General features: G+C 59.8%; 13 protein-coding genes and 1 pseudogene. 8 read left to right on the top strand and 6 right to left on the bottom strand.

Annotated elements, in window-relative coordinates; translation table 11 throughout:
* Window positions 1–36 precede the first annotated feature (36 nt).
* Window positions 37–516 (bottom strand): phage infection protein, encoded by a 480-nt coding sequence (locus tag CKW30_RS23260; protein WP_095182154.1) that lies wholly within the window; start codon window positions 514–516, stop codon window positions 37–39.
* Between the two features lie 124 nt (window positions 517–640).
* The gene (locus tag CKW30_RS23255) at window positions 641–1,210 is read right to left on the bottom strand and encodes a chorismate mutase (RefSeq protein WP_095182041.1); all 570 of its coding nucleotides are present in this window, start codon (window positions 1,208–1,210) and stop codon (window positions 641–643) included.
* Between the two features lie 198 nt (window positions 1,211–1,408).
* Between CKW30_RS23255 and CKW30_RS23250 the strand changes: the two genes are divergently transcribed.
* From CKW30_RS23250 to CKW30_RS23235, 4 genes are all read left to right on the top strand, one after another.
* Window positions 1,409–2,767, top strand: a complete 1,359-nt coding sequence (locus tag CKW30_RS23250) for an MATE family efflux transporter (protein WP_095182040.1) — start codon at window positions 1,409–1,411, stop codon at window positions 2,765–2,767.
* A 73-nt stretch (window positions 2,768–2,840) separates the two neighbouring features.
* Complete coding sequence (locus tag CKW30_RS23245; RefSeq protein WP_371857568.1) at window positions 2,841–3,881, top strand: acyltransferase family protein; 1,041 nt, start codon at window positions 2,841–2,843, stop codon at window positions 3,879–3,881.
* Between the two features lie 61 nt (window positions 3,882–3,942).
* On the top strand, window positions 3,943–4,500 hold the full coding sequence (locus CKW30_RS23240; RefSeq protein WP_056788962.1) for a YceI family protein: 558 nt from the start codon (window positions 3,943–3,945) through the stop codon (window positions 4,498–4,500).
* Between the two features lie 87 nt (window positions 4,501–4,587).
* Window positions 4,588–5,274 (top strand): GNAT family N-acetyltransferase, encoded by a 687-nt coding sequence (locus CKW30_RS23235; RefSeq protein WP_095182038.1) that lies wholly within the window; start codon window positions 4,588–4,590, stop codon window positions 5,272–5,274.
* Window positions 5,275–5,336: 62 nt separating this feature from the next.
* Here the strand turns inward: CKW30_RS23235 and CKW30_RS23230 are convergent, their stop codons facing one another.
* On the bottom strand, window positions 5,337–5,777 hold the full coding sequence (locus tag CKW30_RS23230; protein WP_095182037.1) for a hotdog fold domain-containing protein: 441 nt from the start codon (window positions 5,775–5,777) through the stop codon (window positions 5,337–5,339).
* Window positions 5,778–5,935: 158 nt separating this feature from the next.
* On the opposite strand from CKW30_RS23230, the gene CKW30_RS23225 reads away from it, so the two are divergent.
* Complete coding sequence (locus CKW30_RS23225; protein WP_095182036.1) at window positions 5,936–6,568, top strand: TetR/AcrR family transcriptional regulator; 633 nt, start codon at window positions 5,936–5,938, stop codon at window positions 6,566–6,568.
* Between the two features lie 217 nt (window positions 6,569–6,785).
* Here the strand turns inward: CKW30_RS23225 and CKW30_RS23220 are convergent, their stop codons facing one another.
* A complete protein-coding gene (locus CKW30_RS23220; protein WP_041477033.1) occupies window positions 6,786–7,910 on the bottom strand; it encodes a P1 family peptidase in 1,125 nt (374 codons plus the stop codon).
* 72 nt (window positions 7,911–7,982) lie between these two features.
* Window positions 7,983–9,086 (bottom strand): annotated as a pseudogene (locus tag CKW30_RS23215) (polyamine ABC transporter substrate-binding protein).
* 111 nt (window positions 9,087–9,197) lie between these two features.
* Here CKW30_RS23215 and CKW30_RS23210 point away from each other — a divergent pair.
* Window positions 9,198–9,977: a helix-turn-helix transcriptional regulator gene (locus tag CKW30_RS23210; RefSeq protein ID WP_095182035.1), complete on the top strand. Its 780-nt coding sequence runs from the start codon at window positions 9,198–9,200 to the stop codon at window positions 9,975–9,977.
* 122 nt (window positions 9,978–10,099) lie between these two features.
* Here CKW30_RS23210 and CKW30_RS23205 read toward each other — a convergent pair whose 3' ends face one another.
* The gene (locus tag CKW30_RS23205) at window positions 10,100–11,041 is read right to left on the bottom strand and encodes a class I SAM-dependent methyltransferase (protein ID WP_095182034.1); all 942 of its coding nucleotides are present in this window, start codon (window positions 11,039–11,041) and stop codon (window positions 10,100–10,102) included.
* Between the two features lie 198 nt (window positions 11,042–11,239).
* Between CKW30_RS23205 and CKW30_RS23200 the strand changes: the two genes are divergently transcribed.
* A complete protein-coding gene (locus CKW30_RS23200; protein WP_056788985.1) occupies window positions 11,240–11,653 on the top strand; it encodes a response regulator in 414 nt (137 codons plus the stop codon).
* Between the two features lie 56 nt (window positions 11,654–11,709).
* Window positions 11,710–12,378 (top strand): HAD-IA family hydrolase, encoded by a 669-nt coding sequence (locus CKW30_RS23195; RefSeq protein ID WP_095182033.1) that lies wholly within the window; start codon window positions 11,710–11,712, stop codon window positions 12,376–12,378.
* Window positions 12,379–12,390: the final 12 nt, after the last annotated feature.

Here is a 12,390-nt window from a genome sequence, read left to right as displayed (position 1 = left end):
GGGCTTTTTCATGGGTGTTGCGGTCATGCAGATGATTCAGGCGACACGGCGTTCGATCAGACGATCAGAACCACCTTCGGCAACACGGCGTTCGAGCAGACGATCCGAACCACCTTCAGCAACGCGGCGCTCGATCAGACGATCAGAGCCACCTTCAGCAACGCGGCGTTCGAGCAGACGATCCGAACCGCCTTCAGCAACACGGCGTTCGAGCAGACGATCAGAACCACCTTCGGCAACACGGCGTTCGAGCAGACGATCAGAGCCACCTTCAGCAACGCGGCGATCGATCAAGCGATCGGAGCCACCCTCGGCAACACGGCGTTCGATCAGACGATCCGAACCACCCTCAGCGACGCGGCGTTCGATCAGACGATCAGAGCCACCCTCAGCGACGCGGCTTTCGATCAACTTGTCCGAGCCGCCTTCAGCGACCAGGGTGTGAGCAGGCGTTACTGCAAAAGCGTTAACTGCGAAAACCGAGAAAGCGATGCCGAGAAGGGTTTGGCGTTTCATGATCGTGTGCTCCAGAAAGTTGTTTGTTTGTCTGGAGCCGATGTTACGCCGCGCAGTTTTTATGAGAACTTCATTGACGTGATGGTGAACATCGACGCCGATGATGTTTGCCATAAGCGGCGATTCAGAGGGCTTTTGCCCGAATGCACAACTCGCCGCTGGCACGAATCAGCGCCATGTCATGCAGCGCATCGGCGGCCAGACCGTTGCGGACATTGGCCAGCCATGCCGGGCAATTCGGATCCTGGCGATAGGGCGCGAAGGCGGCGTACTGCTGCAACAAGCGCTTTTGCAGTTCATCCAGGCGCGGGCGGATTTGTTTGCCCAGATCCGGACGCGGTGTGTCCGGTGCAGCACCTGCCGCTTGCCATTGCGCGAGCAGACCGTATTGCACCAGTTTGTTCGCTTCCATCTGTGCGGCGATCAGTTGCGCGACATCGTCTGCGTCGAGTTGATGTTCGGCGGCCAGAGTTCGGGCATTGGCGATGACCTGCGCCTCTCTCGGGCTGTCCTGGATCGGCTTGCCGCTGTCCCACTTGGTCAACGCAACCAGATCGCCGATGCTCAGGCGTTCATTCAAAGTGGCCAGTAGCGGTTTCAATGAAGCAGGCGCCGCTGCGGGTGCGGCCGCTTGAGCGTAGGCGGCCGACAGAGCGAGGAGGGAGCCAAGCAGAAAATTTGCAACGTTACGCATGAACCGAGCCTCAATAGTACGTGTCGACAGAATCGCTGATTTACCACAGCCGCACACTGACACAAAGCGATGCCTGGCATTTACACAAATGCAAAACAGGCAATCAACGCCGATGGGAAATGTTGATTGCACGCTGCACGCAACTCACCGAAGCTATCGTCAATCAGGCCTGCCGCCGTCGAGATGGACCTCCATTCAATGCAAAGCGCCACCTTCGCCAAGCCGCTCTGGCAAACCTATCTGCTGTTTCTCGCGCCGATGGTGCTGTCGAACTTCCTGCAATCGATGTCCGGGACGGTCAACAGCATCTACATCGGCCAGATGCTCGGCACCCAGGCGCTGGCGGCGGTATCCGGCATGTTTCCCGTCGTGTTCTTTTTCATCGCCCTGGTCATCGGCCTTGGAGCTGGCGCGGGCGTGTTGATCGGTCAGGCGTGGGGCGCGCGCGAAACGCACATGGTCAAGGCGATTGCCGGAGCGACGTTGCTACTGGGTGTGTTGATCGGTTTGGTCGCGGCGGTGCTGGGCACGGTGTTTGCGCGACAGGCACTGACGGGGTTGGGCACGCCGGCGGATGTGCTCGACGACGCGGTGGACTATGCCCACGTCATGTTGTGGATTCTGCCATCGCTACTGGTATTCGTGCTGTTCACCCAATTGCTGCGTGGTGTCAGCGATACGCTGTCGCCATTACTCGCGCTGATCGTCTCCACCACCGTGGGGCTGGCGCTGACGCCGGCATTGATTCGCGGCTGGCTGGGCTTGCCACCGTTGGGCATTCAGAGCGCGGCGTATGCCGGGCTGGCGGGGAATCTCTCAGCAATGGCGTGGCTGGCCTGGCGGCTGATCCGCAAGGGCCATCCGCTGGCGCCGGATCGAGAGTTCTTTGCCGCATTGCGACTGGATCGGGTCATTCTCGGCAAGGTCCTGCGCATCGGCCTGCCCACCGGCGTACAGATGATCGTGCTGTCGTTATCGGAGCTGGTGATCCTGGCACTGGTCAACCAGCACGGCTCGCAAGCGACGGCGGCGTATGGCGCAGTAACGCAGATCGTCAACTATGTGCAGTTTCCGGCGCTGTCGATTGCGATCACCGCATCGATTCTCGGTGCCCAGGCAATCGGCGCCGGGCATCTGCAACGCATGGGGCCGATCCTGCGCACCGGGCTGTTGATCAATGTGTGCCTGACCGGTGGCCTGATTGTGCTGGGTTATCTGCTATCGCACTGGTTGCTGGGCCTGTTCCTGACCGAGGACTCGACCCGGGCGATGGCCGAGCATCTGCTGCACATCATGCTCTGGAGCCTGTTGGTGTTCGGCTTCCAGGCCATCATCGGCGGGATCATGCGCGCCAGCGGCACCGTCCTGGTGCCGGTGGTCATTTCGATTGTCTGCGTGGTCGGCGTGCAGTTGCCGGCGGCGTACTGGCTCGATGGGCAGTTCGGTTTGCAGGGTGTGTGGATGGCTTTTCCGGTTGCCTATCTGGGGATGCTGATACTGCAGACGCTCTATTACAAACTGGTCTGGAAACACCAGAAGATCGAGCGGTTGATTTAGGCACGGCGGACAAACATTTGTCTGTCCCCCGAGACGAAAGCATCGTAGCGTATGCGCCCACAACGATAAGGGAATGACGAGGGTTCAAGTGGGAGCTTTTCGACTGCTGTTGGCGGTGTTGGTCGCTGTATCTCATATGGGCAAAAAGTTCGCCGGACTGAATCCTGGTGTGATCGCCGTCATCTCGTTCCTGATCATCAGTGGATTCGTCATGGCTTCGCTCATCGAGCGAAACTACCGTGAGCCGAGGAAGATCGGTCTGTTCTATATCGACAGGGCTCTGAGGTTGTATCCGCAATTTCTGGTCTACTTCGTCGCCTCGTGTCTGGTTATTCATTTTCTGTTGCCCGGTACGCCCCAAGCGGCTGAGCTGACATGGAAGACCCTGTCCACCAGTTTGCTCATGCTACCGCTTGGCTATTACATGTTCGGCGTCGGCGGGACCGAGATCCTACCACCGGGCTGGTCGCTGGGGCTGGAAATGAGTTTCTACCTGCTGATTCCATTTCTGCTGATTTGCAAGGCGCAGGGTGTCGCCTTTGCTGTCTCGGTCGGGGTTTTTCTGCTGGCCTGCCTGGGCTTCATCAATACCGATGTCTATGGATATCGTCTGTTGCCGGGTGTGTTGTTCATCTTCCTGTGCGGCTGTTATCTATACCAACGCAATATCAGAGCAATGGTCGTTGTCACCGGCACAGCCGTTGCGGCGGGACTGCTGTTTGTAGCGATCATGGTCGGATGGATTGAGCGTCGTCCGTTCAATGCCGAAGTCACTCTGGGTATCGCGGTGGGCATTCCCTTGGTCTACCTGTTGACCAAACTCAAGTTCCACCGGATGGACGAGTTCCTGGGCAATATCAGTTATGGCGTGTTTCTTAACCACTTTGTGGTGATGTATCTACTGCGGGGTTTTTGGCCCGTCGCGTATGACGCCTACGTTGTCGGAGCGGTGCTGGCGTTGTCATTTTTCTGCAGTGGCCTGACGTATTACTGCGTCGAGCGACCGGCGCTGAAGTTGCGTCACCACCTGCGCGGCAGGGCGAAGGAAAGGCCGGTTCAACCGGGGAGCGCCGAGAAAATTGTATTCCCTGTGAGTGAGCGTGAACTGGCATAACGCTCGGCTGTTTGCTTAAGTCAACCAAGGCCCCGACGACACACGCCGCCCGGAGAATTTCATGACGTCGCGATTGCTGCTGGTTGCCGCGTTTACATCCTTTGTCATGGCCGGTGCGCAGGCCGCTGAATATAACCGGGTCAACACCAGCGCCAGCCAGATCAGTTTCACCTACAACCAGATGGGCTCGCGAATGTACGGCACCTTCGGCAAGTTCGAGGCGGCTCTGGATTTAGATACCGAAAACCTTGCCAACGCCCGCACCACCTTGCATATCGACCTGAGCAGCATTGACGCCGGCAGCGAAGACGCCAATACCGAGCTGGTGAAACCCGCCTGGTTCGATACTGAAAAATTCCCGCTCGCGGTATTCGAGTCCCGCCGCTTCACCCAGGTGGCCGAGCATCGTTACCAGGTCGCCGGTCAGCTCACGCTCAAGGGCATCACTCGCGATGTCGAGGTGCCGGTGGAGCTGAAACCGGACAACGCCATTGGCATTTTCGACGGCGAGCTGGTGCTCAACCGTGAGGAGTTCGGCCTCGGCGCAGGGGAGTGGGCGGACAGCGTGGTGTCGAAGGACATCTACATCAAATTCAGGGTGGTGGCGCCACAACAGTGACGGTTCGATAGATTCGGCGCGGTATGATGTCGCGGTTCGTCGACGGCTCTGATCATCGGCAACGTTTTTTATCGCCGGAGTTTGCCCATGCCACGCATCACCCACTACACCTCCCCATGCCCGGAAAGCGTCAACAGCCAGATCCTGCAAATGGTCGTCGATTACCTGACCGACATCAGTGCTGTCGGCCTCGGCCCGAGCAATCTGCTGTACAACGTTTATCAGTACGCGGTGGGTTTCGAGGTGCATCTGTACCTCGAGGCGTTGAACGGCCAGAAGGGCACCGAGGTGGAATTGCTGGTGGCCACTGACGATGAGGATCCAGAGCAAGTCATCGGATTTCTCATCTGTCTGCCGGTGCAGGGCGATTGGGAGGCGTGCAGCGTCGCGTACATGGCGGTGCGTGAAGGCCATCGGCGCCAAGGTGTGGCGCGGGCGATGCTCGCGGACATGGTCGGGCGCTATCCGCATGCGGAACTGGCCTGCAGCATTGGCAAGGTGCCGTATTTAGAGGCGCTGGGTTTTGAAGTGATCGGCCAGCGCGAGACTCAGGTGCTGATGAGCACGCGGCATTACCGCAGCAACGGCTTGCGCGGGTTCATCGACACCACGCCGATCTACCGCTCGCTGGAAGTGCAGCAGATTCATACTTACTTGCTGCAGAAAAACGGCAAGCGCGCGATGCTCGATGCGGAAAAACAACGCGACCGCCATCTGGACCAGACCAGCCGCCACGTAGAAGAGTTTGTCCGTCAGCGCCTGACTCTGCACTGACCCGGCCAGTAAAAAGCCCTTGCTGCGCATTGCGCAACGAGGGCTTTTTTGTGCCTGCAATCTCAACCGATCTTGACGTTCATGGTGATGCGCGCGGTGAAGACTTTTTTGCCCTCGGTATCGTGAATGTCGACGTTGACCACCTTGTCGCCATCGCTTTGCCAATCCACACCTTCGGCGCTGGCCACGGCGGTGACGTCGGTTTTCGCCTTGGCCAGGTATTCCACGGTCATGCCCTTTGGAATCCAGCGCGCGCCGGGCGGGATCGAGACGTCGGTCATCATTCCGCCGGCCAGTTCCGCCGCGTTGCACAGGGCGATCGCATGCACCGTGCCAAGGTGATTGGTAATTTCCTTGCGAAACGGCACTTGTACGGTGGCGGCGTTCGGGCGCAATTCGCTGATCAGCGGATTGATGGTGCTGAAGTACGGGGCGAACTGACAGGCCATTTTGCTGAATGCATCCGCGCCGACGCTGTTGAACATGCTGAGAGATTGACTCATGGAAGCCTCACTGGGTGGTTTGCAGAATTATGTTCCGTTACAGAATAATGTTCTGTAACGGAACGGTATTCTGTTCGCGGCAAATCTGTCAACCTAGGCGCGATTTGTTCACGGGCACGTGACGCCTTTATCAACCTCCGTTTTTGGACCCGAGCAGCATGGACACCGCCGATCTACTGGAACGCAGCTACCCCGGCCGCCGCGCCGAACTCAAACGCGATATCTTTCGCAAGGCCCTGAGCCTGTTCAATGAACAGGGGATCGAAGCCACCACCATCGAAATGATCCGTGCCGAGTGCGACACCAGCGTTGGCGCGATCTACCACCATTTCGGCAACAAGGAAGGGCTGGTCGCGGCGCTGTTTTTCACCGCGCTGGAGGATCAGGCGCGTCTGCGTGATGCGTATCTGGACGCGGCCATTACCACGGAGGAAGGAGTGCAGGCGCTGGTCTTCAGCTATGTCGACTGGGTCGAGCAGCAGCCGCAGTGGGCGCGTTTTCAGTACCACGCACGATTCGCAGTGACCAAAGGCCCGTTCAAGGAAGAGCTGGCCGAGCGCAACAAGACGCGCAACCTGCGCTTGGGCCAGTGGTTGGCCGAATCGGGTCGCGCCGCTGAGCTTAAGGATTTGCCTGCGGAGTTGCTGCCATCGCTGATCATCGGCCAGGCGGACAGTTACTGCCGGGCCTGGCTGGCAGGGCGAGTTAAGGGCAGTCCGATGGCTTATCGCGAAGTGCTTGCGCAGGCGGCATGGCGGTCGATTCGCGCCGAAGGTCTCGCCGAGAACTGAAATACGCAGACAAAAAAAGAGCCTCCAAGCTCTTTGATGGGGAGGAAGTAGAGCCCGTGAGGCTCAAGAGGCGTGTGAAGCAGAACTTGGGCTTGATTGGGAGTCAGCACACCCACGCCTACGCAGCGCCGGATCAATCCAGGCACCGCGTAGCTTCATCCTGGGAGCGTGCAATGGACGACTCAAGTACCGCCAGTCGTCCTTGCACAATGCCGGTTTATGCCGGGCGCGACCCCGGCCAACCGGATTTTTTCAGCGCTGCCAGAAGCGTCTGCGCATCCAGGCCCGGCACCGAATGACCGTTGCCCTCGCTGCTGTCGCTGGCGAGCAGGGCATTGATGATCGCTTCTTCAACGGCTTCGGTCGCGGCCAGAAACAGCTCGCTGATGTGGTCGTTGTTGACCATGCGCAAGCCGTCGCAGGTGGCTGCGCGTTTAGCCTCGTAAGCGGCGGGCGGGACGTGATCATTGCCGGTGGCGAAGGCAATGAAGATGTCGCCGCTGTGGTCTTCGTTACCGCCGCCGGTACGCGCCAGGCCCAGGCTGGCACGCTGTGCCAGGCGCGTGCATTGATGGGGCAGCAGCGGCGCATCAGTCGCCAGGCAAACGACGATCGAGCCCATGCCCGGGTGCGGCAGCGCTGCCCGCAGGAACGGTGAATCCTTCTGTTCCATATAGCGTCCGACCGGGTAACCATCGACGCGTAGTTCACTGCGAATGCCGTGGTTGGCCTGCACGATCGCGCCAACGGTCCAGCCACCCTGGGCAGCACTCAAACGGCGCGATGCGGTGCCGATGCCACCCTTGAATTCATGGCAGATCATGCCGCTGCCACCACCCACCGCACCTTCGACTACCGGCCCATCCACGGCGCCGTTCAGTGCCTCGGCGACATGCTCGGGCTTAACGTGAAAGCCGTTGATGTCATTGAGCAGCCCATCGAAGGTCTCCAGCACCACCGGCATATTCCAGTAAAGCCGCCCGTCATCCGGCTGTTGCTCACGGTCCAGCACAATCAGCGCATCCCGCACCACACCCAGGCTGTGGGTGTTGGTAAAGGCAATCGGACTGGTCAGCAGGCCGGCCTCGCGAATCCATTCCAGGCCGGTCGCATCACCGTTGCCATTGAGTACATGCACGCCGGCAAAGCACGGTTGCTGGCTGGTCGAGCCGAGGCGCGGCTCGATCAGCGTGACGCCGGTGCAGATGTCACGGCCGCTGCTGCTGCGACCGCGTACATTGCTGTGACCGACGCGCACGCCCGGCACATCGGTGATGGCATTGAGCGGGCCGGGTTGCATCTGGCCAATGAGGATGTCGAGATCACGGGCACGCGGATTCATAGATTCAGTCTCTTGATTCAAAAGGTCGGGCGGCTTACCGCTCGGATGAGGCAGGCAGATTTCTTGCGCGGGTTACTGGCCGTTCTTGACCTTGCTCCACACCCGCGTACGCACACGTTCGGCGGCTTTGGGCAAGGGTTCGAGGGTGTAGAGAGTGGCCATGGCGGCAGGGGACGGGTAGACCGCCGGGTTGTCGCGAGTTGCTGCTGCCACCAGCGTTGTCGCGGCGCGATTGCCATTCGGGTACGACAGGTGATCACTGACCGGCGCGATCACCTCCGGCCGCAGCAGGTAATCGATAAACGCCAGGCCTTGGGCGCGATTGGGCGCGTCCTTGAGCAGTACCAGAGTGTCGAACCACACCGGCGCGCCTTCCTTTGGCAGGCTGTAGGCGATCTTTACGCCGTTATTGGCCTGCTAGGCGTTGGTCTTGGCTTCGAGCATCGCCCCGGACCAGCCAACCGCCACGCAGATATTGCCGTTGGACAGATCGCTGATGAACTTCGAAGAGTTGAAGTAGGCGATGTGCGGGCGCAGCCTGAGCAGCAGTGCTTCGGCTTTTTTGTAGTCCTCGGGATCGGTGCTATTGGGCGGCAAACCCAGGTAATGCAGGGCGACCGGGAGCATCTCCGACGGCGAATCGAGCATCGCCACGCCGCACTCGCTCAGTTTGGCCAGATTGGCTTCGTCGAACAGCAACTCCCAGGAATCCACCGGCGCTTTGTCACCCAACGCGGCGCGGACTTTTTCGACGTTGTAGCCGATGCCGTTGGTACCCCACAGGTAAGGCACGGCGTACTGATTACCCGGATCGTTGACCGCGAGTTTTTTCAACAGCTCGGGGTCGAGATTCTGCCAGCCTGGCAGTTGATCGCGAGGCAAGGGGGCGAGGGCGCCGGCCTTGATCAGGGTCGGCAGGCTGAAGTTGCTCGCCACGACAACGTCGTAGCCGCTGCGGCTGGTCATCAGTTTGCCTTCGAGCACTTCGGCGCTGTCGAAGGTGTCGTACACCGGCCGGATGCCGCTGTCGCGCTGGAAATCGTGCAGCGTGTTCGGCCCGATGTAGTCGTACCAGTTGTAGACATGCACGCTCGGTATGTCTGCCGCCATGGCGACCGAGGAGAGACAAAAACAGGCCAGCAGGCCCGGGTTGATAGATCCACGGTGACGACGCATGATGCGGCACTCCTGGCCTGTCGCAGGCCGGTGATGAACTGGAGTGGTCAGGCTAACGGGCCGGTCACACCAGCCCCATTCCCATCATGGGTTACTCGAAAGGGGTAGTGCGTGGACGCGTTGTTGCAGGAATTGCCGGTGCATCAGAGTCTGGCGCGGGTATTTTCCCACCTCGGGCAGGACGGTTTCTGGCGCGCGCTGGTCGACACCCTGCGCCTGCTGGTGCCGCTGGACAATGCCCTCGTCGCCCTGATGCAGCCCGGCCAGCCGCCGCGTTTGCTGATCGACTTCGACAGCAAGGGGGGCGTGGACGACCAGCAGGAGCTGGCCGGTTATACCGCCGGCATGTACCTGCTCGATCCGTTCTATCAAGCCGCTGTCAGCGGGATCAGCGACGGCCTGCACAGCCTGGCCTCTGTTGCGCCGGATCAGTTTCTGCACAGCGAGTATTACCAGAGCTATTTTCGTGCCGTGGTGGGCGAGGATGAATTGCAGTTTCTGATCAACGTCGAAGGCGCGGTACTCGGCTTGTCCCTGGGCCGCTCGACCGCGTTTGGCATGGCCGAGCAGGGCCGACTGTTGTGCATTCGTGATTGGGTATTGGCGGCGATGCATCGCCACATGCAGTTGCTGCCGCCGCAAGGGCCGGTGGCTGACGCGGTGGTAGGTGATCTGGCGACGCTGCTGGACCGTTTCGATGCCCGGCTGACCGCGCGCGAGATCGACACGGCGCGTCTGATCCTGCAGGGCTTTTCCAGCAAGGCGATGGCCCAGCAGATGGGGATTTCGCCGGAGACCGTGAAAGTGCATCGACGCAATCTCTATCACAAGCTCAACGTCACCGGGCATGGTGAGTTGTTTGCACTGGTGCTGCGGCCGACGGCTTTGTGACCAACGCAGAATTTGTGTGGGAGCGAGCCTGCTCGCGAAAGCGGTGTATCAGTCAACAAAATTGTTATCTGACACTGCGCTTTCGCGAGCAGGCTCGCTCCCACAGGTGAACTTACGCTGTGTTAGTGGCTGCGCTGGAAGACCAGGGCTTTCAGGCCGCTCTCTGAATCGATATCGGGAAACTCCGGCGGATTGTCCAGCCGATGATCGAAGCGCAGGGTCGGCGCTTCCTGGGTCACGCCATCAATCAGAAAGTCGGAACCGAACGACGGATCGTTCATGCACGCCAGCACAGTGCCTTGCGCAGTCAACAGTTCCGGCAAGCGGCGCAATACGCGTTGATAGTCCTTGGTCAGCAAAAAGCTGCCTTTCTGAAACGACGGCGGGTCGATGATCACCAGATCGTACGGGCCGCTGTTGATCACTTTGCCCCAGGATTTGAACAGGTCGTGGCCGAGAAAGCTGACCTTGCTCAGGTCGTGGCCGTTCAAACGGTGATTGTCGCGACCTCGGCTCAGCGCGGCGCGGGACATGTCGAGGTTGACCACATGGCTGGCGCCGCCCTCGATTGCCGCCACGGAAAAGCCGCAGGTGTAGGCGAACAGGTTCAACACCCGCTTGCCCGCTGCCTGTTCGCGCACCCAGTTGCGTCCGTAACGCATATCGAGAAACAGTCCGGTGTTCTGCTTGCGTCCCAGGTCGACGCGGTACTGCAAGCCGCCCTCGACAATGGTCATTTCTTCGATTTCCTCGCCGATAAGCCATTCGGCCGTGCTCTGCGGCAGATAACGATGCTGGATCAGCAAAGTGTGCGCGCCGGATTGCTGCCATTGGGGCGAGGCGGCGAGTTGCAGCAGCGAATCCCGCAGATCCTGCAGTTGCTCAGGCGCCGGTTCTTTGAACAGCGACACCAGCACCACGCCCTGCAACCAGTCCACGGTCAACTGCTCCAACCCCGGCCAGCAGCGCCCGCGCCCGTGAAAAAAACGACGGGTTTCGCTGGGCGCCGCCGCCAGTGCGGGCAGCAAATGAGCGTGGAGGGTAGCGAGGGCTTCAGGGTTCATGGATCAGGATCGGCCAGGCAAAGGGCCGGCATTTTAACCACAAATGAGGGGATTCGATGGGCGCTGCGCTTCGAAAAACAACACCTTGGCGAAATCCTCTGTATCAAAAATGAATTTCTACAGGGCGCGCTGCTCATACCAGATAAGCAGCGGATTCAAAACCGCTTATCAAAAATGTAATTCGGGGGAGTGCTGTTCATGTGCCCTACACCTACGTCGAGCGCGCACCTTCCTGGCGGGTTGATTCTGGTTGTCGAGGACGATCCGTTGATTCTGGAGTTTCTTTGCGAAATTCTTCAGGAGGAAGGGTTCAAGGTCGAACCGCAAACCAGCGCCGACGCCGCCTCACTGTATCTGGAAGAACACGCGGCGAACGTCGCGCTATTGCTGACCGACATCACCATGCCCGGCACGCTTAACGGCGCCGACCTGGCGAATCTGGTCGGCGATCGCTGGCCGGAAAAACCGGTGATGGTCATGTCCGGCTACGAGACGCCCGAGACCTCCGGGGTCAAGCATTCGGTGGCGTTCATCAAGAAGCCGTGGGCGATCGGTCAATTGCTCGACTGTGTGGAAAGTGCGTTCAAATCCAAGGCCCCGCAGCTGCACTGACTAGTGCTACATTGCCGGGCCAGGCTGCCCGGCCAACTGTCAGAGGATTTGTTCTTTTGTCTGCACAAGCATCGGTTTTTGATCGCGCATTCGGCGCGTTTCTGTTCGACATGGACGGCACCGTCCTCAATTCCATCGCCGCCGCCGAGCGCATCTGGTCAGCGTGGGCGGTGCGCCATGGCGTGGAGGTCGAGACGTTTTTGCCGACCATCCATGGCGCACGGGCGATCGACACCATCACCCGGCTGAATCTGCCGGGGCTGGATGCTGAGGAACAAGCGGCGTTCATCACCGCAGCGGAAATCAATGACGTTGAAGGCATTGTCGAGATTCCTGCGGCGGCGGCATTTCTCAACGGTCTGCCGAAAGATCGCTGGGCAATGGTGACGTCGGCGCCTCGCGATCTGGCGTTGCGGCGGATGGCGGCGGCGGGTATCCCCGAGCCGGCGGTCATGATCACGGCGGAAGATGTAAAGGCTGGCAAGCCTGATCCTGCGGGTTATCTGCTGGCGGCAAAAAAGCTCGGTGTCGAGCCAGCGGATTGCCTCATTTTTGAAGACGCCACGGTTGGCATTCAGGCTGCGGAAGCGGCGGGCGCTGCACTGATGATCATCATTACCACGCACCAGCACCCGATCGAAACGGCGCATGCGACGTTGGCCAGTTACGATGCGATCGGCGTCAGCGTCGGCGCCGATGGTTTGCTTCGTCTGACGGAAATCTGATCTGTTCCGAAA

Origin of the sequence: Pseudomonas sp. Irchel 3F6 (assembly GCF_900187595.1) — a bacterium.
GTDB classification, from domain to species: domain Bacteria; phylum Pseudomonadota; class Gammaproteobacteria; order Pseudomonadales; family Pseudomonadaceae; genus Aquipseudomonas; species Aquipseudomonas siliginis.
Note: the sequence above shows the minus strand (reverse complement) of the source record. Positions and strands in the feature narration are given on the sequence as shown.